The 24865-nt window shown below is 37.8% G+C and carries 16 protein-coding genes; 9 read left to right on the top strand and 7 right to left on the bottom strand.

The annotated features are described in order from the left end of the window. Positions 1-17 precede the first annotated feature (17 nt). Together LPB89_RS00685 and LPB89_RS00680 are read left to right on the top strand one after the other, a co-directional pair. Positions 18-1145 carry an AraC family transcriptional regulator gene (locus LPB89_RS00685; RefSeq protein WP_230699826.1) on the top strand — a complete coding sequence of 376 codons (1128 nt, stop codon included), beginning with the start codon at positions 18-20 and terminating at the stop codon, positions 1143-1145. An 81-nt stretch (positions 1146-1226) separates the two neighbouring features. Continuing rightward, positions 1227-1991, top strand: coding sequence for a hypothetical protein (locus LPB89_RS00680; RefSeq protein WP_230699825.1), 765 nt, complete (start codon positions 1227-1229; stop codon positions 1989-1991). Positions 1992-2062: 71 nt separating this feature from the next. On the opposite strand, the gene gldA is transcribed toward LPB89_RS00680, so the two are convergent. Next, complete coding sequence (gene gldA, locus LPB89_RS00675) at positions 2063-2959, bottom strand: gliding motility-associated ABC transporter ATP-binding subunit GldA (protein WP_230699824.1); 897 nt, start codon at positions 2957-2959, stop codon at positions 2063-2065. A 144-nt stretch (positions 2960-3103) separates the two neighbouring features. Between gldA and LPB89_RS00670 the strand changes: the two genes are divergently transcribed. Beyond that, entirely contained in the window at positions 3104-3685 is a 582-nt protein-coding gene (locus LPB89_RS00670; RefSeq protein ID WP_230699823.1) for an outer membrane beta-barrel protein, read from the top strand. 351 nt (positions 3686-4036) lie between these two features. Here LPB89_RS00670 and metE read toward each other — a convergent pair whose 3' ends face one another. After that, the gene (gene metE / locus LPB89_RS00665; protein WP_230699822.1) at positions 4037-6355 is read right to left on the bottom strand and encodes a 5-methyltetrahydropteroyltriglutamate--homocysteine S-methyltransferase; all 2319 of its coding nucleotides are present in this window, start codon (positions 6353-6355) and stop codon (positions 4037-4039) included. A gap of 156 nt (positions 6356-6511) precedes the next feature. On the opposite strand from metE, the gene LPB89_RS00660 reads away from it, so the two are divergent. Both LPB89_RS00660 and LPB89_RS00655 read left to right on the top strand, forming a co-directional pair. After that, positions 6512-6973 carry an Lrp/AsnC family transcriptional regulator gene (locus LPB89_RS00660; protein WP_230699821.1) on the top strand — a complete coding sequence of 154 codons (462 nt, stop codon included), beginning with the start codon at positions 6512-6514 and terminating at the stop codon, positions 6971-6973. A gap of 257 nt (positions 6974-7230) precedes the next feature. After that, positions 7231-8577, top strand: a complete 1347-nt coding sequence (locus tag LPB89_RS00655) for a deoxyguanosinetriphosphate triphosphohydrolase (RefSeq protein WP_230699820.1) — start codon at positions 7231-7233, stop codon at positions 8575-8577. A gap of 1 nt (position 8578) precedes the next feature. Here the strand turns inward: LPB89_RS00655 and LPB89_RS00650 are convergent, their stop codons facing one another. From LPB89_RS00650 to LPB89_RS00640, 3 genes are all read right to left on the bottom strand, one after another. Continuing rightward, positions 8579-9583: a DUF3078 domain-containing protein gene (locus tag LPB89_RS00650; protein ID WP_230699819.1), complete on the bottom strand. Its 1005-nt coding sequence runs from the start codon at positions 9581-9583 to the stop codon at positions 8579-8581. A gap of 46 nt (positions 9584-9629) precedes the next feature. Then, a complete protein-coding gene (locus LPB89_RS00645; RefSeq protein WP_230699818.1) occupies positions 9630-11411 on the bottom strand; it encodes a 1-deoxy-D-xylulose-5-phosphate synthase in 1782 nt (593 codons plus the stop codon). Positions 11412-11477: 66 nt separating this feature from the next. Next, positions 11478-12344: a hypothetical protein gene (locus LPB89_RS00640; protein WP_230699817.1), complete on the bottom strand. Its 867-nt coding sequence runs from the start codon at positions 12342-12344 to the stop codon at positions 11478-11480. 276 nt (positions 12345-12620) lie between these two features. On the opposite strand from LPB89_RS00640, the gene LPB89_RS00635 reads away from it, so the two are divergent. The 4 genes from LPB89_RS00635 to pbpC all read left to right on the top strand — a co-directional run bounded on the left by LPB89_RS00635 (position 12621) and on the right by pbpC (position 22141). Beyond that, positions 12621-13064: a nucleoside deaminase gene (locus LPB89_RS00635; protein WP_089477896.1), complete on the top strand. Its 444-nt coding sequence runs from the start codon at positions 12621-12623 to the stop codon at positions 13062-13064. A 15-nt stretch (positions 13065-13079) separates the two neighbouring features. Next, positions 13080-13712 carry a hypothetical protein gene (locus LPB89_RS00630; protein ID WP_230699816.1) on the top strand — a complete coding sequence of 211 codons (633 nt, stop codon included), beginning with the start codon at positions 13080-13082 and terminating at the stop codon, positions 13710-13712. Between the two features lie 234 nt (positions 13713-13946). Then, positions 13947-19637 (top strand): MG2 domain-containing protein, encoded by a 5691-nt coding sequence (locus tag LPB89_RS00625; protein ID WP_230699815.1) that lies wholly within the window; start codon positions 13947-13949, stop codon positions 19635-19637. A 128-nt stretch (positions 19638-19765) separates the two neighbouring features. Further along, on the top strand, positions 19766-22141 hold the full coding sequence (gene pbpC / locus LPB89_RS00620; RefSeq protein WP_230699814.1) for a penicillin-binding protein 1C: 2376 nt from the start codon (positions 19766-19768) through the stop codon (positions 22139-22141). Between the two features lie 475 nt (positions 22142-22616). On the opposite strand, the gene LPB89_RS00615 is transcribed toward pbpC, so the two are convergent. Both LPB89_RS00615 and LPB89_RS00610 read right to left on the bottom strand, forming a co-directional pair. After that, the gene (locus tag LPB89_RS00615) at positions 22617-24161 is read right to left on the bottom strand and encodes a ribonuclease E/G (protein ID WP_127337806.1); all 1545 of its coding nucleotides are present in this window, start codon (positions 24159-24161) and stop codon (positions 22617-22619) included. A 388-nt stretch (positions 24162-24549) separates the two neighbouring features. Next, a complete protein-coding gene (locus LPB89_RS00610; RefSeq protein WP_007805026.1) occupies positions 24550-24840 on the bottom strand; it encodes an HU family DNA-binding protein in 291 nt (96 codons plus the stop codon). Positions 24841-24865 lie beyond the last annotated feature (25 nt).

Below are 24865 nucleotides of genomic sequence, written 5' to 3'. Positions count from 1 at the left end.
AATTTGATGATTTTTATATGATGAATTTTCCAATTATAATGGGTATCACTTCAGGAGCTGCATTTTTGTTGGGCTTTTTGCTTATTGCTCATTTCGGAAAAGTAAATGTAACCGCAAACAGATACCTTGGCTTATTTGTCATAACCCTTGGTTTGGCTATGATTGAAGTGCCATTATTTTATCAAAAAATTCATTTAAAACATCCCGCGCTTTTTGAAATGATAGGCCTGATACGATTCCTTACTGCGCCCTTTTTGTACATCAGCATTCTGTGTTTTACATCATTCGAAAAAAAAATAAAAAAGAAATATGTATGGCATTTTTTACCGTTTCTGATTTTTTGCGTTTTTAGATTTCCTTTTTTTGTAACAGGTGAAAATTTTGAATTTAGTGATGGAACAGCAAAAGTGGTCTTTTTTATTCTGAAAATTGCATTGCCGCTTCAGACCATAATTTATTGGTGTTTGTCGTTCACAAGACTGCAGCATCACTTAAAAAACATACATACATTCACATCTTCAACTGAAGGGATTAATCTATTTTGGCTAAAGTCCTTTTTATTGGTTTTATTGTTTATCCTGATAGCCTGGTTTAATCTTGTGTTTTTCAATTTAGACGACTTCATTCAGTTTACACCTTTCATTTATCTCTTTAGCGTTTTTTTTCTGGCTTATTTTTCATTGCAGCAAAAAGAGGTCTTCGATTTTAGTAAAAGTGAATTAAATGACTTGTCTGGTATCAAAACAGATAAAAAAGAGCCTCCCAAAAGAGTTTCCGAGGACCGATTGAATGAACTGAACCAAAAGCTGCAAATACTTATAGAGGAAAAAAAAATATATTTAGACAATGATTTAAGTCTGCCAAAACTTGCAGGAAATTTGAATGCCAGTTGTAATGAAACCTCTTTTGTTATTAACGAATTGTATGGCGACAATTTTTATAATTTTATAAATAAATACCGGATTGAGAAAGCTAAAAATCTGCTGCTTTCTGAAAAATACAATCAGTTAAATATTTTAGGCATTGCTTACGAATCGGGATTTAACTCGAAAACTACCTTTAACACCACATTTAAAAAAAACACCGGATTTTCTCCAACTGAATTTGTGAAGTTACATTCCGGAGCAGCAGAAAAAGAACTTTAATACGTTCGTCTGCATACACCGGAACGTTTGCTGTTTAATTAATATTCAAATTTGCTCCATATTAACTTAAACAGAAACACAATGTCAGAACAATCACTTTTAGAGATTTCAAATTCATTTGGAAAAAAAATCAGCACATCTTTAATTTTAGCCCTGGAGTTTTCCGCTTTGTTATTATTACTTGGTAACGGAGGAAATATTCCATGGCTGCCACCGGTCTTAGTTTTTTCAATGATTGGTATTTCCTTAGTAAGCGCTTTGCTTTTTCCGCTTTTATGGCATTTTTCAGAGCGAAAGAAAACACAGAACTCCATAAAGATTTACGGATTTATGTACGCTGCCATTAGATATTGCATTGCTTTTAGTATTATCGCCTTTGGCTGGAAAAAGTTTTACGGCCTTCAGTTTATCGTCCCTGCAGAAATTTCGAATAGGCCAATGAATCAGCAAAGTGGAGAATGGCTGACCTGGTTTTATTTTGGATATTCGCACGCGTATGGAATCCTAATAGCCAGTATTCAGATTATTGGCGGTTGTTTGCTGCTATTCAAAAGAACAGTGTTACCGGGAGCTGTCATTTTGTTTTCAGTGCTTTTTAATTTGACTTTAATTAATGTTTTTTATCAAATGAATGCCGGAGCGTTGTTAGAATCGCTATTATTAACAATTGGTGTTTTATATTTAATGCTGCTGGATTATAAAAAAATAATTATTTTTTTTCTTAAAACAAATTCTGAATTGCCTTCAGTAAATCTCAAGAGTGTTGTTGTTAAAAATATAATCAGATTTTCAGTAATAGTCTTGTCGTTATTGTACACGATATATCTTAAAAATTTGATAAAATAAAAAGAAGCCCGTTTAAAATTTTAAACGGGCTTCTTTTATTTTATTTGTAAACCGGGACTGAGACTGTAAACTTATTTAGTAATCTCCCTAAACACCGCTTCCAGGTTTTTATTTTTCTGATTCAGTTGTAGTGTCTTTAATCCGTTGGCGTTTGCAAAATCAAAAATCATCGGACGCATATCCTTTTCAGTAACGAAAGTTAGCTCCCAGGTCATATCATGAATGTTTTTATAAGAACTGATGTTTTCCAGTCGGGCCAGTAATTGTTCTTCTATCTGGTAATCGAATTCTACTTCGATAACTTGTTCTTTGTTTTCAGAAATTAACTTATCTAATTTTTTATCGGCCACAATTTGTCCTTTGTCAATAATTATGACACGGTCGCAGATGGCTTCCACTTCCTGCATGATGTGGGTTGACAGGAAAACGGTTTTATCTTTCCCCACATTTTTAATTACATTTCGAATTTCCATTAACTGGTTCGGATCCAGACCTGTAGTCGGTTCGTCCAGAATCAAAACATCGGGATTGTGCAGCAAAGCGTTGGCCAATCCCACACGCTGACGGTATCCTTTAGACAGTTGTCCGATCTTTTTATCACTTTCAGCTGACAGTCCTGTCAGTTGAATTACTTCTTCAATTCTTGATTTTTCAACATGGTAAACATCGGCATTAAATGCCAAATACTCACGAACATACAAATCCAGATATAGCGGATTATGCTCCGGTAAATACCCTATTGAAAGTTGTACCGCTTTAGTGTCTGTCATGACATCATGACCATTTACAAGGGCTGAGCCGCCATCAGCAAGTAAGTAAGTAGTCAAAATTTTCATCAAAGTTGATTTTCCGGCACCATTCGGACCCAGAAATCCGACGATTTCACCTTTCTCAATTTTAAATGAAATTTCATTAAGGGCTTTTTGTGCTCCGTAACTTTTTGATATACTGTTTACTTCTATCGACATAACTTTTTATTTACTGCAAAAGTAAACAGAAATAGCTTTGATTGCTAAAAATAGTCTTTCAAAGAACTCTTAAATAAAATATAAATTCTCCCGTAGCACGGCATTGTTATTGTTAAAGCATTGCTAAAATTAAAATAAAACAAAATGAAAAAAATTCTAGTGATGGCTGCATTGGCTATCTGCAGTTTTGCAAATGCTCAAAAAGGAACAATCTTAGTAGGTGGTAGTATCGGATATACTTCTGAGAAGGCAGAATACCAATTTAACGAAGATAAAACAAGTACTTTTAGTTTTTCTCCAAAAGTAGGTTACCAATTCCATGATAACTGGACTGTTGGGGGTGAATTCACAGTTTCTTCTGCTAATGATGACAACGGTGCAAGAGAAATAAAAGATAATGGTTTCAGAGCAGGTGCATTTGTGCGTTACTCAGTGCCATTAAGCCAGACTTTCTCTATTTTTGCAGATATGGGTGCTGGTTTTCAAAATATTAAATCTAAAGTTTACGGACCTGGAAATGATTTCGCAAAATCTAAAGCAGATGGTATGTATGTTGGTGTAACTCCGGCTCTTTTCATTAACATGAAAAAAGGTTTTGGCTTAAACTTCAGCATTGGTGGTTTAGAATACGAAACATTAAGCTACGATAATAACGGTCCTGATGTTAGTAGTTTTAATTTCAACTTTGGAAAAACATTTAACATTGGAGTTTCTAAAAACTTCTAATCTTAAATTAATTGTTATTCAGAATAAAAGCACTCCATTGGAGTGCTTTTTTGTGTTTTAAGGTTAGAATATTTTGAAAATAAGGTTTTCCAGGGTAGCCCCGATAGAAGCGGCATCCTGTTGTGGCGGCGTTCGCCACAACAGATACAGCGGATAGCGGGACTGAGGTTATTTTGAATACTGCAATTTTCTGCTTCAAAAAAAAACTAACAGGTGTGAGTTCGCTCTTGAAAATAATTTGGTAAAAAAAAATGCCAACATAGTGAAGTCGAAACAAATCATAACTACAAGATTTTCGACTCCACCGTTGGCACTAAAAAAACAAAAATTATCTAAATAATAAGGTATTGATTAAACAGCACTTTCTACGGCAGTTCTCATTTCCTGAGCAGCAGCTACCATTTCGATAAGTGCTTTTTTGGTTTCATCCCAGTGACGTGTTTTTAAACCACAATCAGGGTTTACCCAAAGCTGGTCTGCCGGAATAACATCGGCCGCTTTTTCAAGCAGTTTTACCATTTCCTCACTAGACGGAACACGCGGAGAGTGAATGTCATAAACTCCCGGTCCGATCTCGTTTGGATATTTAAAATCGGCAAAGGCATCTAAAAGCTCCATCTGGGAGCGTGAACATTCGATGGTGATCACGTCAGCATCCATGTCGGCAATGTTCTGAATGATATCGTTGAATTCGCTGTAGCACATATGAGTGTGAATCTGCGTGTCATCCTTTACACCGCTGGCAGAGATCCGGAAAGCTTTTACCGCCCAGTCCAGATAAGCGGCCCATTCTTCTTTTCGTAAAGGCAGGCCTTCGCGAATGGCAGGCTCGTCAATCTGAATAATCTTGATTCCGGCTTTTTCTAAGTCCACCACCTCATCACGAATCGCCAGAGCAATCTGCGTACAGGTTTCAGAACGCGGCTGATCGTTACGGACAAAGGACCATTGTAAGATGGTTACAGGTCCGGTAAGCATTCCTTTTACCCATTTTGGCGTCAGGAATTGTGCATATTTAGACCATTTTACCGTCATTGGCGTGGGTCTCGATACATCACCATAAATAACCGGAGGTTTTACGCAACGGCTGCCGTAACTCTGTACCCATCCGTTTTTTGTAAAAGTAAAACCGGCCAGTTGTTCTCCGAAATATTCCACCATGTCATTGCGTTCAAACTCACCATGAACCAGGACATCGATACCGGTTTCTTCCTGAAAACGAATAGTCGCTTCGGTTTCTTTTTCGATTAAGTCGTTGTATTGTTCCGCTGTTAATTCTCCCTTTTTGAATTTAGCTCTCCAGCTTCGTACTTCTGCAGTCTGTGGAAAGGAACCAATTGTTGTCGTTGGGAACAACGGAAGGTTTAAAGCCTCAATCTGGCTTTTTCTTCTCGTTGCAAAAGTGCTATTACGTTTGTCGTCGGAAGCTGAAATACTGGCAACGCGGTTTTTTACACTGTTATTATGAATTAATTTTGAAGTTTTGCGATTTTCATTAGCAACGGTATTTTCTTCAAATGCAGCCGAAGTTTTAATATCTGTTTCATTAGAAGCAAATTGTTTCAACAGTACAATTTCCAGGATTTTTTGTTTGGCGAAAGCCAGCCATTGTTTGATTTCGGGAGTCAGGGTTGCATCGTTCGTTTCCAGATCCAGGTCACACGGACTGTGGATTAAAGAACAGGACGGCCCAATCAATACTCTTTTTTCTCCCAATGCATCCGTTGCTTTTTGGATAAGGCTTAAGGAATTTTTGAAATCATTTTTCCAGATATTTCTTCCGTCCACAACTCCCAGGGAAAGATTTACCTTCGGATCCAGCTGGCCGGATTCTAAAATATCATCTAATTGCGATGGACAGCGCACTAAATCCAAATGGAAAGTGTCCACCGGCAAGGCTAAAGCCGTTGCCAGATTTTCTCCGAAACAATCAAAGTAATTCGCCAGGATGATTTTAATTTTTGGAAAACGGATATTGATTTCATGATACACTTCCGTGAACGTCTTACGCTCTTTATCCGTTAAATTCAAAGCCAGAAAAGGTTCGTCTAATTGAATGTATTCGACATTTTCGGCTTGTAACTTTTCGAAAATTTCAAAATAAACAGGCAGTAATGCATCGATCAGATCAATCCGGTGAAAGCCCTCCTCTTTTTCTTTCCCTAAAAGCAAATAAGAAACAGGTCCGATTAAAACCGGTTTTGTGGCAATTCCCAAAGCATTGGCCTCTTTGAATTCGGTAATTATTTTTTCTGAAAACAATGTAAACTTTTGGTTTTTTGTAAATTCAGGAACAATATAATGATAGTTGGTGTCAAACCATTTGGTCATTTCCATCGCTACCACATCCTGTCCGTTTTTTTGTGCACCTCTCGCCATGGCGAAATACAAATCTATCGAAGAATTTGATTTGGCAAAATCAGCGTAACGATCCGGAATTGCTCCCAAAGTCAACGTTAAATCAAGCACCTGATCATAAAAGGAGAAATCATTAGACGGAATTAAATCTACGCCCGCTTCAGCCTGTAATTGCCAGTTGGTGCGGCGAATGTCTTTTCCGGTCCGGATCAGTTCGTCAACCGAAATTTTTCCTCCCCAATATAATTCACTGGCTTTTTTTAATTCCCTGTTACTGCCAATTCTTGGATAACCTAAGTTGTTTGTTTTCATTTTGATTCAGTATTTTTTACTGAACAAATGTATTGTATTAGATTATAATACTTAAATTTGGCTTTTATTTCAGTGAATTGTGTTTAAAAAGAATGATTTAAAAGATTATATTACTGACGAATGGTTTAAAAAGAACTTTTAGCCGTAAAAATTACTATGGAAAACCTGGACAAAACCGATTTGCAAATCCTGAAGTACCTTCAGGAGAACTCCAATATCAACACAAAAGACCTTGCTGCCAAATTATTCCTGACCGTTACGCCGGTTTATGAACGTATCAAAAGACTGGAACGCGACGGCTACATTACCAAATACGTGGCACTTTTGGACAAGAAAAAAATGAACCGCGGTATGACCGTTTTTTGTAATGTCCGTTTAAAAGAGCATGCAAAAAATGTCGGAAGCAATTTTGTAAAAGATATTGTGGCACTTCCCGAAATTATTGAATGTTATAATATTGCCGGGGATTATGATTTTATGCTGAAGATTTTAGTGCAGGATATGACTAGTTATCAGGATTTTGTCATGAATAAATTATCGACCATCGAAAATATCGGAAACACCAACAGTATTTTTGTAATGGGCGAAATCAAACATAGTACAGCATTAGAGTTTTAATATTTTTTGCCACAGATTACGCAGATTATAATGATTTTTTATAATTGGTGTTTCGGTTTTATCGCCACGAATTTCGCTAATTACCGAAAATCAATGTGTTTAATTAATTCGTGAAATTCGTGGCGACAAAAGCATTTAATTTTTTAAATCAAATTAATCGGTGGCCTATTTTTATTCAGCATTGTCCTAAAATAAAACGTATTTTTGGTGTTTAGATCAAAAATCTAAACTCAATAATCTGAAATCTAAAATTGAAAATGAACTGGGAACAACTTTTATCTCTTAAAAAGCAAGGCGACACCGGCAAAAGATTACGTATAGAGCAAGACGATACCCGATTGGGTTTTGAGGTAGATTATGACCGTATTATCTTTTCGTCCGCCTTTAGATCATTGCAGGATAAAACGCAGGTCATTCCGCTTTCCAAAACAGATTTTGTGCATACAAGACTGACCCACAGTTTAGAAGTGTCGGTGGTTGGGCGTTCCCTGGGGCGTCTGGTTGGGAAAAAAATCATCGAAAAATATCCGTACCTCAAAGAAGTTCATGGGTATCATATGAATGATTTTGGAGCCATCGTAGCCGCTGCATCTTTGGCGCATGATATCGGAAACCCGCCTTTCGGACATTCAGGCGAGAAAGCGATCGGAGAATATTTTTCGATAGGAAACGGAAAGCAGTATAAAAAAGAACTGACCGACAAACAGTGGCAGGATTTAATCGATTTTGAAGGAAACGCCAACGGATTTTCAGTCCTTACAGCGAGCCGTCCGGGAATTGAAGGCGGTTTAAGGATTTCGTATGCAACTCTGGGCGCTTTTATGAAATATCCGAAAGAAAGTTTACCTAAAAAGCCCACTCAGAATATTGCCGATAAAAAATATGGTTTCTTCCAGACGGATAAAGCCTTTTTTGAAGAAGTAGCGAAAGACATGGGAATGATCGCCAATAAATCCGGAGATGATATCGGTTTTGAAAGACATCCTTTGGCCTATCTGGTAGAAGCAGCCGATGATATCTGCTACACGATCATAGATTTTGAAGACGGAATCAATCTGGGTCTGGTGTCAGAAGATTATGCCTTGGAATATTTAATAAAACTCGTAAAAGACAATATTGGTGTAGCCAAATATAAATTGCTGGAAACCAAAGAAGACCGAATCAGCTATTTGCGTGCCTTAGCAATTGGTGCCTTAATTAATGATGCTGTTGATGTTTTTATCGAAAACGAAGAAGCAATCCTGGCCGGAAAATTTCCCTTTGCTTTAACAGATAAAAGCAAATACAAAGCCCAAATGGATGATATTATCAAATTAAGTGTTGAAAAAATCTACCAGAGCCGTGAAGTGATCGAGAAAGAAATTGTCGGTTACCAGATCATCCAGACTTTACTGGATAAATTCATTACCGCTTTCAATAACAAATATGAAGGAAAAGCATCCAATTATGATAAATTGCTTCTAAAAATGCTGCCGGAAAAGCACCATTTGGAGAAAACAAATTTATACGAGCGTTTGCTTCATATCTGTCATTATGTTTCCCTTCTGACAGATGGGAATGCGTTGGAATTATTCGAAATGATTAACGGCAGAAAACCGAATTAATTTATTGAAAAGCATACACAAGACCCACACCTAAAACTTGTCTCAGCTGCGCTCTTGGCCCGTCGTTTACCTGGCTGGTTGCTCCGGTTGTCGGGTCAACGACATCTTTTTTAGTCTTAATGTCATCGTCGTACACCAAATGAATTCCAATATTTGCTTTGACATACGCATTGACAACAAGATCAAGACGTGTGTCGTAATCTACATCGACGTTTCCAAACCGGTTCAGGTAATCGGTATATAAACTCAGTCTGTTTTCGTAGAAAATGTTTTTGAAAATTTCATTTTTCATATAAGCGGTAAGCAAAATACCAAACTCCGCTTTTACTTTTTGTCCCTGCTCGATTAAAATATTGTTCGCAGGATCAAGAGGATCCGGAGCGTAAACGGCTTTTTTAACACCAAATGCTCCCTGGTCTGCTAAATACTGGTCTAAAACCAAAGTAGTCTTTAAAGTGATTGGAGAGAAATAGAAAGTCCTGTTTTTGGCTTTATTTGAATTCTCAGCTCCGGCTCCTAAAAAGATATATGCCGGTGCAAAGGGTCTCGATATGGCAATATCCCTGTTCGGATAATTGTAACCGTCCGTAAACTGAGTGCTGAAATTATATTTGGCAGAATAATACCAGTTGGATGTCGTGTCTTTTCTGAAACCGTAAGTGGAGTTGAAAATAAGGGCGTCGTCTGTTTTTCTAAGTTCCGTACCATCTTGCTTATTCAAGCCGTACTTAACAATTAATTCGTTAAACCATTTGTGATTTCCTTTTACATACGTCCTTGCGAATTCTCCTTTAAACAAACCTGAAATAGAACTTGTTCCCCCCGCACTCCAGTTGACAAAAGCAATTTCGGAGATGTCAAAACCAAGCTGATTTTTTTTGGTCCAGTTCGAAGGCGCCTCAGGCTCCTGATTGGGTTCTAAAGTGGTTTTAATAATACTTTGAGCAGAAATAGTGGTGGCAAAAGTAAAAAGGAATAGTAAAAGGGTAAATCGAAATAATTTCATTAGGCTTGAATTTTTATTTTTTTTTGGCTTTGCAAAATAATTCTTTTCAATGGTTTGAAAAAAGTTTTGATAAATTTTTAACGTCAATTTTGCACAATTGTTGTAACTGCAGGACAGTTCCATGCTCAATAAACGTGTCAGGAACGCCTAAAATTTTCACCGGATTGCTGAAGTTATTTGAAGCTGCAAATTCTAAAATGGAGCTTCCAAAACCGCCGTTTATGGTTCCGTCTTCGATAGTAAAAATGGTGTCGAAAGTGGTGAATATTTCTTTTAATAAATTGATATCCAGTGGTTTGATAAACGGAAAATCGTAATGGGCAATGGCATCGGCATTCGAACATTCGTTTAAGGCATCGATCACATTATTTCCAATAGTTCCGGTAGATAAAACAGCTGTTTTTGTTCCTTTTTTCAGGCAATTTGCCTGTCCAATTTTAACATTTTCATATTGTCCGAAATTTTCTACTTCCCACCCTGGAAGCACCCCTCTTCCTCTCGGATATCGGATCGCAATCGGATGATCTAAGCCTGATTGTGCGGTATAAAGTATATTTTGCAATGCAATTTCATTGATCGGAGCGTAAATTATCAGGTTCGGGATGCATCGCAAATACGCAATGTCATAAACACCGTGATGGGTTGCCCCGTCTTCGCCCACCAGACCCGCACGGTCGAGGCAGAAAATTACGGGTAAGTTCTGCAATGCCACATCATGAATGACCTGATCATAAGCACGCTGTAAAAACGTGGAATAAATGTTGCAATAAACGATCATGCCCTGAGTCGCCATTCCGGCCGCAAGCGTTACCGCATGCTGTTCAGCAATTCCAACGTCAAAAGCGCGTTCCGGAATTTCGTCCATCATAAACTTCAGGGAACTTCCTGATGGCATAGCGGGGGTGATTCCGATGATTTTTTCATTCTTTCTGGCTAAATCTAAAATCGTTAAACCAAAAACATCCTGATATTTAGGCGGTAAATTTTCTTCAGATTTCAAATGGATTTCTCCTGTCGAAGCATCAAATTTTCCTGGTGCATGATATTTTACCTGATTTTCTTCCGCCTGTTGCAGTCCCTTTCCTTTTGTGGTGACAATATGAAGAAATTTAGGGCCTTTTATATTTTTTAAACGATTTAATTCTTTAATTAAAGTTGGAAGATCATGACCATCAATAGGACCTGAATAATCAAAATTCAAAGATTTGATCATGTTGTTCTTCTTCGGATTCTTTCCTTCTTTTACAGCGGTAAGGTATTTTTTTAGCGCACCCACACTCGGATCAATACCAATGGCATTATCGTTAAGGATGACCAGCAAATTCGCATCGGTAACTCCGGCATGATTCAGGCCTTCAAAAGCCATTCCGGAGGCGATAGAAGCATCGCCTATAACGGCAATATGCTGTTTATTGGTTTCGCCTTTTAGCTGAGAGGCAATCGCCATTCCCAAAGCGGCAGAAATAGAAGTAGAGGAGTGCCCGACGCCAAAAGTATCATACACACTTTCGCTTCTTTTCGGGAAACCGGAAATACCGCCGAGTTGCCGGTTCGTATCGAAATTTTCTCGCCTTTCGGTCAGGATTTTGTGGCCGTAAGCCTGATGACCGACGTCCCAAACCAGTAAATCATCGGGGGTATCAAAAACATAATGCAAAGCAATTGTGAGTTCTACAACTCCTAAACTCGCGCCCAAATGTCCTTCTTTTACCGAAACAATAGCAATGATAAAATCGCGTAATTCTTTTGCCAATTGTGGTAGCTGCGTTTCGTCAAGTAAACGTAAATCGGCCGGATTGCTTATGTTGGAGAGTAAATTGCTTTTCATTTTTTTATAAAAAACAAATTTACGGTTTTAAATTTAATTTTAGAGCCCGGCTATTTAGCAGAATGTTTATTGCAGCGTTATTGGTAAAGAATATTGCATTTTTATTTTTTTTCCATTTGATTCTCCCGGCTGCCATTTTGGACATAATTTTAAAACCCGGATCACTTCCTTTTCTATAGTTTGGTCAATACCGGGTGTGGATTCAAGATAACTTAAAGAGCCATCTTTTTCAACGGCAAAAGAAATCCTGAATTTGTTGTTTGCAGCATTTACGTTTTCTGGATTTTTAAATTCTTTTCCGAAAAAATTATAAAATTGTTCAATACCCCCAGGGAATTCCGCATTGGTTTGCATTACCGCACCAGTTACAAATGCAGATTCCTCTTCCTGACCTTCATTTGAGGATTTTACTTTATTTTTAACCGGTTTGGTACAATCTTTAGTTACTGGTTTTACAAATTTTACCTGATCTGCTTTTGGCGGTGGTGGCGGAAGAGTTTGTTCTGAAGAGCCCTTGGGAGGTAATGTTATTCCAACCGTTACATGGTTTTCGGGAGTTTCTTCTTTATCAACGACTTCTACCTTGTTGATTTTTTTCTTATTGCCGTCTTTATCGGCACAACTAAACAAAGTAGTTCCCATCGAAATAAACAAGGCGAGTACAAACATTTTATAATAGGATGTCTGAGTATATAAAACACGACTTGGAATCTGAATCGATATTGTGTCTAATTGCGTGTTTTTAAATCTGCCACAAATACTTTTGTTTGAGTTTGAAATAAAATAATGCTGAATTTCATCCGGAAGCATTTTTGTAAAATCAACAACAGTTTTTGCGCAGCTCAAACAAAATCTCCCATTGTCTTTTGGAGTCATTTTATCCCAGTTTTCGTTGCAGGGTTCCGGAATGGTGATTGTATGTTTTGTATCCATTATTTGAAATATCAGTGTTTAAATGTAATAAAAAATATAAATTAAAAATGAACTTTTCAACGATATAGATTCTTTCGTAGATTTCATAAATAGCAGTTTACATAAAATGAGGCGATTATTTCGGTTAATTGCCTCAAAAAAGCTCAATATTTGAGGCGATTAAATTTAAAAAATGCCGCACGAAGTAAAATTGGCAGTTGTGAGTGTAGAAACAATTCGTGTGTTCTCGTATGTTTAGCTAATGAAAATTATTTCAAAAACCTTATTTTTGCAACTATGATAAATCCTTTCACCGACGAATACTTTATGAAAAAAGCTTTGCAGGAAGCTGAAATGGCTTTTGATAAAGGCGAAATTCCTGTTGGAGCCATAATTGTCGTTGCCGATAAAGTGATTGCCAGAAGTCACAATCTCACCGAGTTATTAAATGATGTTACGGCCCATGCCGAAATGCAGGCGATTACTGCAGCAGCAAATTTCTTAGGCGGAAAATACCTTAAGGATTGTACGTTATATGTCACACTCGAACCTTGCCAGATGTGTGCCGGAGCTTTGTACTGGAGCCAGATTTCGAAAATTGTATTTGGTGCCCGCGATGAACAACGCGGTTTCATGACAATGGGAACCAAATTACACCCCAAGACTACCGTAGTTTCCGGAATTATGGCCAATGAAGCGGCCGATTTGATGAAACGTTTTTTTGTGGAGCGACGTAAATAAATCACATTGAATAGTATGGCAGATTTTTCAATAATAAAAAAACTATTTCATATTACAGAAAGTAATGGTTTTAGTAATGATGAAATTCAAACGGTTAAAAACATCTTTGGGAAACTTCCCGGGATATTAGTTGATTACTATGCTGAATTAGGAAAAGTTCAAAATTTAAATCATACGCAAGATTTATTAATTATACCGGAACGTCTTCAATATTATAAGCATACGGATTACTTAATATTCTATTCTGAAAATCAAAAAGCTTGTGTTTGGGGAATCCACAAAGATGATTTACTAAAAGACAATCCGCCAGTTTACATGACCTATGATGAAAAACAATGGTATCTGGAAACAGAATCTTTAACTGATTTTTTTACTGCAATGGCTTTTCTTCAGGCAGGTTTCGGATTGGAATTTCCAAAAAACACATTTTATGAATTAGAAAAGCATGAATTAAAATTTATTAGTGAAAACTTCAAAAATAAAGGATATTCCTTTAAGAAGTGGCTTGAAGGAATATGTTTTTATGGTAATTATGACGATGATGTGATTGTATTGCAGGCTACTAATCAATTATTTTATGCAGCAAATACAAAAGAACATTTTGTCGAATTGGATAGCGTATTATCAAGCCTTGGGACAGAATTATAAAAAATTTGTATTTTCTATAAGACCCTTTAAGACTAAATTTATTTTTTAGATTAAGAAAATATTCATGAATATTAAATAATTCTATCCACTGAATTTTCCTCTTAAAATATTTCAAAAAATATTCTACATTTACTACAATATATTAAACATTCCGATAGTTATGCTCTGTAACTGCCAAATGTTAAAACGTTCTGTCATTTTCTATAATTTGTAACCTTATAACTCTAAATAAAAGTGAAAGCAAAAGGATTAGTTCTCGTGTTTTGTGTGTTTTTTATTTTTCAATCTTGTGGCAGAAAATCAGCTGCCGATTTCAATTCCGATTTTTCATTATTCAAAGAGTACATAAGTAGTTTTACAGGCGGAATCGTTCCTTCACAGTCAGACATACGCGTAGTTTTGGCTTTCGAAAAAAAAGAATGGAAAATCAATGAGGTTTTAGATGACGATCTGTTTGATATTTCGCCAAGTGTGAATGGAAAAGTAGTTGCACTATCGGGTAATACCCTTGCTTTTATTCCGGAGAAAAAATTAAAGCCGGGAACGGAATATCAGGTGACACTGCACTTAGACAAACTGATTACGCTTCCAAAAGAAAAAGAAAAGGAACTTTCTGAATTTAATTTTACGGTTAAAACCATAAAACAGGATTTTACTATAAATACACTTGATATTCAGTCCCACAGTAAAGAATATCAGTACCTGAACTGCGTGTTGAAAACAGCAGACGATATTGATTCCGAAACGGCTCAAAAATTAATTTTAGCCAGCCAAAAAGGAAATACCCTTAAAATTAAATTTGATAAAAACGTAAAGTCAGGAAAAGAATTCAAATTTACCATTGACAGTATCCAGCGTTTTTCCGAGCCAAGTGAACTTGAAATCGCGTATGACGGAACTGATTTTGATATTGACCAAAAAGGAAAAATTGACTTCCCGATCACATCCATAAATGAATTTAAAGTTATAAAAGTCGATGTTCCCGACGAAAACAATCAGTCGGTTTTAATCAATTTTTCAGAACCTTTAGAGAAAGGCCAGGATTTTAAAGGTCTGGTTGCCATTCAAAACACCAATAATTTAAAATTTTCAACTCAGGGAAATGTACTGAAAGTCTATTTCAGTAATGAAAAACCGGCACCTGAAGTAGTTCACGAAGTGGTAGTCGAAGAACCGGCTGCCACCGTGATGGTAGATTCGGCAAGCGTTGCTGTTGATAGCGCAGCGACGGCAACACCGGAAGCAACCGTCGAAGCAGAACCGGAAGTTGTAGAGGAAGAAGAAGAAGCCGCACCGGAACAAAATATAACCGGCGAATTGCTGCTTGAAGTTTTTCAGGGGATCGAAAGCCAGTATGGCAAGAAAATGATAGCGAGTTATTCTCAGAAAATTTCTTTCGACCAGATAAAACCAAATGTACGATTTGTAAAAAACGGGACGATCCTGCCAAGTTCCAATAATCTGAAACTGAATTTTGAAGCTGCAAATCTGAGTGCCGTAGACGTAAAAGTGTACAAAATCTACAAAAACAACATCCTGCAGTTTCTTCAGAATAATGAATTAAAAGGATCGCAAAACCTGAAGCGTGTTTCTCAGCCCGTGGCCAAAACGACCATTAACCTTAAAGAAAACACTCTGGTTAATTTAAGCAAATGGAACACTTTTGCCCTGGATTTATCCAAAATTATTAAGCCGGAACCGGGCGCGATCTACAGGGTAGAGTTCTCTTATAAAAAGAAATATTCTCTATACAAATGCGAAACATCAGAAGAGGATTCCGATCAGAATGAAGAGGAAGAAGAGATAGATGAAAACGATGTGAATTACAGTGAGAATCCGTATGACGACTACTATTATGACGATTATCAGTGGAGAGAAAGCCAGGATCCGTGTACAGGTTCCTACTATTACAATGCCCGCATCGCGACCAATATTTTAGCATCAGACTTAGGGGTAATTGCAAAAAGGGGAGAAAATAAATCGTATTTGTTTGCCGTCAATAATATCCTTACCACCGAGCCGGTTTCGAACGCGCGTGTTGATTTATACACCTACCAGCAGCAAAAAATTGCTACTGCATCGACCAGCAGCGAAGGTATTGCTACTTTCCAGATCAATAAATTCGCGTATTTTGCCATCGTTACATTAGGAGATCAGTCGACCTATGTAAAACTGGATGATGGGAATTCATTGTCCGTAAGTAATTTTGATGTAGCCGGAGAAACACTTCAGAAAGGGCTGAAAGGATTTATCTATGGAGAACGTGGCGTCTGGCGCCCGGGCGATAATTTGTATTTGTCTTTTATTCTGAATGATGTTTCGAATAAACTTCCAAAAGCACACCCGATAAAATTCAGGCTAACTGATCCAAACGGAAAAGTATCGTATCAGACCGTTCAGAAATCGAATGAATTAAATCATTATGCTTTTATCGTACCGACAGATCCGGATGCGCCAACGGGAAGCTGGGAAGCCATGGTGAGCGTTGGAGGAGCCAAATTTTATAAAAACATAAAAATTGAAACGATAAAACCCAATCGTCTGAAAATCAAGAATAGTTTTCAGAGAGCGATTTTGTCTTCTTCCTATCCGAACACCAGCAATCTTGAAGTGACCTGGCTACATGGTGCGATTGCTAAAAACCTGAATGTAGAAATGCAGGCTAAATTCTCCGAACAGAAAACGACTTTCAAAGGTTATGACAAATATACTTTTGATGACTTAGTTCGCAGATTCAGTACCGAAGAAGTGAATATTTTCTCCGGAAAATTAGACGCGAACGGAAGGGCAGCGGTCAATATTAATCCAAAGTTACAGGGACAGGCACCCGGAATGCTGAGAGCTTCCTTCATTACAAAAGTATACGAAGAAGGCGGGGATTTCAGTATGGATGCCATGGCCACGACCTATTCGCCATACAAAACCTATGTGGGCGTAAAAGCACCGGAAGTCAACAAATACGGAATGCTTGAAACCAGAACCAACAATCGTTTTGATATTGTGACCGTTGATGAAAACGGAAGACCAAAATCGGTAAGGGATCTGGAAGTAAAAGTATATAAAGTAGAATGGCGCTGGTGGTGGGATGCTTCCAGTGATAATTTATCCAATTATAATTCATCTGAAGCTACAACTTCTTACAAAACATTTAAAGTTAACACCGATTCAAGCGGAAAAGGCAGCGTTCAGTTTGCCTTAACCGATGAAGAATGGGGACGTTATATGATTCGCGTTTCAGATGAAACCGGCGGACATGCAACAGCCTTAACCGTAAATATTGACTGGCCGATCTGGTCCGGAAAAACCCGAAATACAGATGCTTCAACCGCGAATATGCTTGTTTTTTCTACCGATAAAAGAGATTATGCAGTAGGCGAGAAAGCACAGATTTCTTTCCCTTCAAGTGAAGGCGGACGCGCTTTGGTTTCTATCGAAAACGGATCAAAAGTAGTACAGACCCTTTGGGTAGAAACGAAAAAAGGAGAAACAAAAGTCGAAATTCCGATTACGGCGGCAATGGCACCGAATGTCTATTTTAATATTACGCTTTTACAACCGCACGCCTCGACTAAAAATGATTCCCCGATTCGTATGTACGGAATTGTTCCGATTGGAGTAGTAGATAAAAACACAAAACTGGAACCAATGATTACGATGTCGGATGTTTTAAGGCCTGAAAAATCTTTCCCTGTAAAAGTGAGCGAGAAATCAGGTAAGGAAATGACCTATACCATTGCCATAGTTGATGAAGGATTATTGGATCTAACCCGATTTAAAACACCAAATGCCTGGGATAGTTTCTACGTTCGTGAAGCCCTGGGGGTAAAAACCTGGGACGTATACGATGATGTGATTGGCGCTTACGGCGGAAAAGTAAACCAGATTTTCAGTATTGGTGGAGATCAGGATTTAGGTGGAGGAAAGGCCAAGAAAGCCAATCGTTTTAAACCGGTGGTCATTTATCTGGGACCCTTCAAACTCGAAAAAGGACAAACCAAAACACATCAGGTTACTTTGCCAAAATATATCGGGTCAGTACGAACTATGGTGGTGGCGGGTGATGCGGCAACAAGTGCTTACGGAAGCGTGGAAAAAGCAACTCCGGTCCGCAGTCCGTTAATGGTGCTGGCTTCCTTGCCAAGAAAAATTTCACCATCCGAAAAAGTGACTATTCCGGTTACGGTTTTTGCAACGGAGAAAAATATTAAAAATGTAAAACTTCAGATAAAAACCAGCAAAGGGCTACAGGTAATCGGAAGTACAACTCAGAATGTAAACTTTGCGCAGCCGGATGAGAAAATGGCGTATTTTAATCTTGCCGTAGGAAACCAGACAGGAATTGCTAAAGTGCAGATTATTGCCACCTCCGGAAAGGAAAAATCATCTTATGATGTCGAGATTGATATGACCAATCCGAATCCGGTGACGAATACGTATACAGATGTGATTTTATCTCCCGGCAGCACTAAAACCATTTCCTGGAAAACCTTCGGTGTTTCGGGAAGTAATAAAGCGAAGCTGGAGGTTTCTTCCATGCCGACCATTAATCTGAATGGAAGATTGCAATACCTGATTCAGTATCCGCATGGTTGTGTAGAGCAGACCACTTCCTCTGTTTTTCCACAGTTGTTTTTAAGTGATGTAGCCGATATTGATGCTACACGCCAACAGCTTATTCAAAAAAATGTGACGACAGGAATTACCAGATTAGGAGGTTTTCAGTTACCAAACGGAGGACTTTCGTACTGGCAGGGAAATACCATTGCAGACGATTGGGGAACTTCTTATGCCGGGCATTTTATAATAGAAGCAGAGAAAAAAGGATATGTGTTGCCGATTAACTTTAAATCAAAATGGATTTCCTACCAGCAAAAAGAAGCCAAAAAATGGCGTTTTGAACCACGTTATGGAAATGACATGGCGCAGGCCTACCGTTTATATACCCTGGCTTTGGCAGGCTCTCCCGATTTGTCTTCCATGAACAGATTGCGCGAAACAACCGGAATCTCAAACGAAAGTAAACTACGTCTTGCAGCGGCTTATGTGCTGGCAGGACAGAAAAGCGCCGGATTGACGTTGCTGTTGCACAGTAAAATCGATGATACTTCAAGTGATTATAATTATTATTACTATGGTTCGGGTGACAGAAACAGAGCCATGGCTTTGGAAACATTATTGTTGTTAAACCAAAAAGAAAATTCATTCCTGATGGCTGCAAAACTGGCCAAAAACATGGCAAGTGATCAATGGATGAGTACGCAGACCACTGCTTATTGTTTGTATGCGATCTCGAAATTCTCACTCCATAACGGCCCTAAAGGAATTGATCTTCAGTTTAGCAAGGACGGAAAAGCACAGACTATAAAAACGGCTAAAACTGTTGCAGACCGGAATCTGGTGGTGAAATCAGGAGCGAACAGTATCACTTTAAAAAACAATAAAAAGAATACGATTTATGTTCGTGTGTTAAATACCGGAATTCTTCCTATTGGTCAGGAAAATGCGGTAGAAAATAATCTTTCGGCCGGAATTGTTTTCCGAAATAGAAAAGGCAGTGTAATTGAGGTGTCGAAAATTGCTCAGGGAACGGAGTTCGTTGCTGAGGTAACTATTAAAAATCTGAAGAATGAATACGTTCAAAATGTAGCTTTGTCGCAGATTTTACCATCCGGTTTCGAAATTGTAAACACCCGTTTTACCGATTACGGTGAAGCGACGAATAATACAGCCGATTATATTGATATCCGCGATGACAGAACAAATTTCTATTTTGGACTAAAAGCCGGAGAAACCAAAACATTCAAAATTTTACTGAATGCCTCGTATCTGGGAACTTATTATTTACCGGGACTGCAATGTGAAGCGATGTACGATCATACTTTCCTGGCCAGAACCAAAGGATTTTGGGTTCAGGTGGTGAAATAAAGTTTTACGCAGATTTTGGAGATCTGGCAGATAAAAAAATCTGCAAAATCTGCAAAATCTGCGTGAAAAAAACTTTATAAACTTTGCAAATAACCTCGCGTTCCTTGCGGTTAAATTACGATTAAACTTTGAAAAATAAATTAATTGCGTTCTCACAACGCCTTATAAACTGGATAAAAAAGAATAAAATAAAATCAGCAATTGCATTTCTGCTCTTGCTGATTTATTATTTCTCCCTACCCCGAACTTTATTTCAGGAGCCTTATTCTACGGTGATTGAAAGTAAAGAAGGGGAATTATTAGGAGCAAAAATTGCCAGGGACGGGCAATGGCGTTTCCCGGCGCAGGACAGTGTTCCGGATAAGTTCAAAAAATGTATTGTTTATTTTGAAGACGAATATTTCTATAAACATCCCGGTTTTAATCCGGTTGCAATGGTCAATGCGATCCGGCAGAACAGAAAAGCCGGAAAAGTAGTTCGCGGAGGAAGTACATTGACACAACAAGTGATACGTTTATCCAGAAAAGGAAAGGGAAGGACTTATTTTGAAAAAATAATAGAACTTATTCTTGCAACACGATTGGAATTAGGCTATTCTAAAAATGAAATTTTGGAATTATATGCCGCTCATGCTCCTTTTGGTGGAAATGTTGTCGGACTCGAAATGGCTGCATGGCGGTATTTTGGCGTACAATCCAATCAGTTGTCATGGGCGGAAAGTGCGACTTTGGCCGTTTTGCCCAATGCACCGAGTTTGATTTATCCGGGAAAAAATCAAATAAGATTATTACAAAAACGCAATCGTCTTTTATTAAAGCTGAATCAGGAAGGGATTATTGATAAGCAGACCTATGAACTTTCCGTAGATGAACCATTGCCGCAAAAGCCGTATAATTTGCCGCAAATCGCACCTCACTTATTAGAACGTGTGGCAAAAAATGAAGAAGGAACGCGGGTGAAAACAACATTGGATTTTACACTGCAAAACAGGGTCAATCAGATTGCAAAATATTATTACAATCAATACCGGCAAAATGAAGTCAGCAATCTGGCGATTCTGGTCATAGATGTTCAGAATAGAAATGTCATCAGTTATGTCGGAAATGCTCCGACAGATGGTGATCACCAGAAAGATGTTGACATTATTGACGCGCCAAGAAGTACCGGAAGTATTCTTAAACCGCTGTTGTATGCAGCGATGCTGGATGACGGCGAATTGCTGCCCAACACTTTAGTAGCCGATGTCCCTACGCAGATTGCGGGTTATACCCCCCAGAATTTTAATCTCACTTTTGATGGCGCTGTTCCGGCACATCGGGCACTGTCACGTTCCTTAAATATTCCGGCCGTTTTGATGCTGCAGGATTTTGGAGTGAATAAGTTTTATGAAGAATTGCAGAAATTTCAGTTGAGTGACATTGACAAATCGCCGGACCACTATGGATTATCGCTTATTTTAGGAGGTGCCGAAAGTAATTTATGGGATTTGTGCAGAACGTATTCCAATTTATCTTCAACGGTCAATTATTTTAATAAAAGCCACGGAAAATACAGAACGAAAGAGTTTACAGAACTTAATTATAAGAATGACTTTCAGCCTGATTTTGGATCAGAAAGCGAACAGAAGAACATTTTAGGTGCCGGATCAATCTGGCTTACGTATAACGCAATGGAAGAAGTAAACCGTCCGGAAGGAGATGAAGCCTGGAAATTTTACGACAGTTCGCTTAAAATTGCCTGGAAAACAGGAACCAGTTTCGGGAATCGTGATGCCTGGGCTATTGGAACAAATTCGAGATATGTAGTAGGAATCTGGGTGGGAAATGCAACCGGTGAGGGAAGGCCGACACTGACAGGAGTGACGAGCGCAGCACCGATTTTATTTGATGTGTTTAATTTATTGCCAAGGCAAAGATGGTTCGGGATTCCCTATGAAGATTTAAATGAAGTTGAGGTTTGCAGCCTAAGCGGACATCTGGCAAAAGAAGGCTGCCCCAAAATTAAACAATGGGTGACCAAAAAAGGAAAAACAACAACAGTCTGCCCGTATCATAAAACCGTTCATTTGGATCAGACCGGACAATTTCAGGTAAACAGCAGTTGTGAAAGTGTAGAAAATATAGTGACCAAAAACTGGTTTATATTGCCTCCGGTGATGGCCTGGTACTACAAAAGCAAACATATTGAATATTTGCCTTTACCTCCTTTTAAAGAAGATTGTGTCGGAACACAGACCGTTGCAATGGATTTTATTTATCCGAAAACGAACAGTAAAATTTATCTAACGAAGGATTTTAATAGTGAAGTGCAGCCGGTAATTTTTAAAATTGCTTATGCACAAAGAGAAAAACAATTGTTCTGGTATGTAGATCATGTGTACAAAGGCGTCACAAAAGTGTTTCATGAAAAACCAATAATCATGAGTGCAGGCTTTCATCATATTACTGTTGTGGATGAATCGGGTAATGAAATCAGCAGAAAAGTAGAAATCATTAGGGAATAATATACAGTTGTCAGGCTGAGCGTAGTCGAAGCCCCCTGTTAGCTGGTGAGCCTTCGACTACGCTCAGGGTGACAATATGATGAAAAGTTATGTAACTGTTGTAGATGAATCGGGTAATGAAATCAGCAGAAAAGTAGAAATCATTAGGGAATAATATACAGTTGTCAGGCTGAGCGTAGTCGAAGCCCCCTGTTAGCTGGCGATCCTTCGACTACGCTCAGGGTGACAATATGATGAAAAGACGTTATGTAACTGTTGTGGATGAATCGGGTAATGAAATCAGCAGAAAAGTAGAAATCATTAGGGAATAATATACAGTTGTCAGGCTGCGCGTAGTCGAAGCCACTTTCAGGATAACAACAATAGTACATAAAGTTCCACAAAATAATTCGTGTTCATTCGTGCAATTCGTTGCAAAAAAAACAAAAAATAAGACATAAAAAAACCGCTACTCTTTCGAGAAGCGGTTTTTTATTTATTCTGAAATAACATTTCCTTTTTTATCATAGAAATGGTATTCTAAGTACGTGTAAGCGTCACGAGGTATGATTTTCACCCATTTTTTATGCTCAAAAAACCATTTTGAACGTAATGATGGAAAACCTTTACTGAGGTATGCAGCCACAAACGGATGTACATTAAGCACAACACTTTTGTGGATTTTTAAAATTCTTTCCAGATCGGAGTTGATTCTGTCAATGATTAAAATAGGCGCTTCAATTTCGCCATGTTCATTGTTGGGATCTTCTTCTCTGGTTTTTATATTAACTTCTGGTCTTACGCGTTGTCTTGTAATCTGGACTAAACCAAATTTACTCGGCGGTAAGATTTTATGCTTTGCTTTATCGTCGCTCATTTCTTCTCGCAAGAAGTCGAACAGGACTTTCCTGTTTTCAGGATTAGACATATCGATAAAATCAACTACGATTATTCCACCCATATCACGCAGACGAAGTTGTCTGGCAATTTCAGCGGCAGCAATCATATTCACTTCCATGGCAGTATCTTCCTGATTCGTGGCCTTATTCGAACGGTTTCCGCTGTTTACGTCAATAACGTGAAGCGCTTCGGTGTGTTCGATTATAAGATAAGCGCCTTTGCTCATCGAAACTGTTCTTCCAAATGAAGTTTTGATTTGTCTCTCTATATTGTATTTCTCGAAAATCGGAGTATCATTTGATTGATAAAACTTCACAATCGATTGTTTTGAAGGTGCAATTTCCTGCAGGTATTCCTTCGTTTGATGGAACAACTCTTCATCATCTATCTGAATACCGCTAAAGGTATCATTAAATACATCTCTTAGTATTGAAGAAGCTCTGTTAAGCTCTCCTAATACTTTTGACGGATGATGAGCAGTTGGTAATTTTTTACACATTGCAGTCCATCTGCTAAGCAGGTTCTGCAAATCTTTTTCTAATTCGGCTACGTTTTTGCCTTCGGCTACTGTGCGAACAATAACACCAAATCCTTTAGGTTTGATCGATAGAACAAGTTTTTTTAGACGATCCTTTTCCTTTTTGTCTTCTATTTTTTGAGAAATAGAAACACGGTCAGAAAACGGAACGAGAACAATAAATCTTCCAGCCAGGGAAAGCTCAGCGCTTATCCTTGGACCTTTGGTCGATATAGGTTCTTTTACAACTTGAACTAAAACAGATTGATTGGCACTTAAAATATCAGTAATGATGCCATCTTTGTCAATCTCTTTTTCAAACTGAAAGGTTTTTAGGGAGAAATCTTTTATTTTACCTGCGCTTACAAGTTTTATGAATTTCAGTTGGGAAGCTAAGTTAGGTCCTAAATCGTGATAATGTAAAAAGGCATCTTTTTCGAAGCCTACATTTACAAAAGCAGCATTAAGTCCGGCAACTGGTTTTCTTATTTTGGCGATAAAAATATCACCAACCTGAAAGTTGCTTTTCTCTTCTTCCTTGTGTAATTCAATTAGTTTTCCATCTTTTAATAAGGCAAAATCTACGGCTTCAGAACTAGATCTAATGATTAATTCTTTATTCACACTGTAAATTTTTATCTGTTTTTTCAGAAAATAGAATATAGAAAAAAGAAGATAGATTATAAAAATCTAAAATCTAAAATCCAAAATCTAAAATCTTATCTACAGATGGATTAAACAATATTTTTTAACAGGTATTGAACCCGGGGGATTTTAGTTAGCAGTTTTCAGTATCAGCTGGCAGTTTTTACGCTGCAAACTGTGACTGGTCACTGAGACTAAATTCCAATTTCAATGAACGTTTAAAAAGAAAAAAGTAGTTTAAAACTACTTTTTCTTTTTGTGACGGTTAGCTCTCGCTCTTTTCTTTCTTTTGTGAGTAGCTACCTTATGTCTCTTTCTTTTTTTACCACTTGGCATATCGTGTCGATTTTATGATTAATTAATAGTATTATTTTGCTTCGTTGTTTGTTTTAACTCCCTCTACAAATACTTTTGCAGGTTTAAAAGCAGGAATGTTGTGTGCTGGAATTTTGATAGTGGTGTTTTTAGAAATGTTTCTACCTGTTTTTTCAGCTCTTGTTTTTACGATGAAACTTCCAAAACCTCTTAGGTAAACATTGTCTCCAGTTTCTAATGAAGTTTTAACTTCTTCCATAAAAGTTTCTACTGTTGCTTGAACATCTCCTTTTTCAAGACCTAGTTTCTCTGAAATTTTCGCTACGATATCTGCTTTCGTCATTTTCTTTCCTATTTAATTTTATAAA

Source organism: Flavobacterium sp. ENC (genome assembly GCF_020991415.1).
Lineage (GTDB): Bacteria > Bacteroidota > Bacteroidia > Flavobacteriales > Flavobacteriaceae > Flavobacterium.
This window is presented reverse-complemented; position numbering and strand designations above follow the sequence as displayed.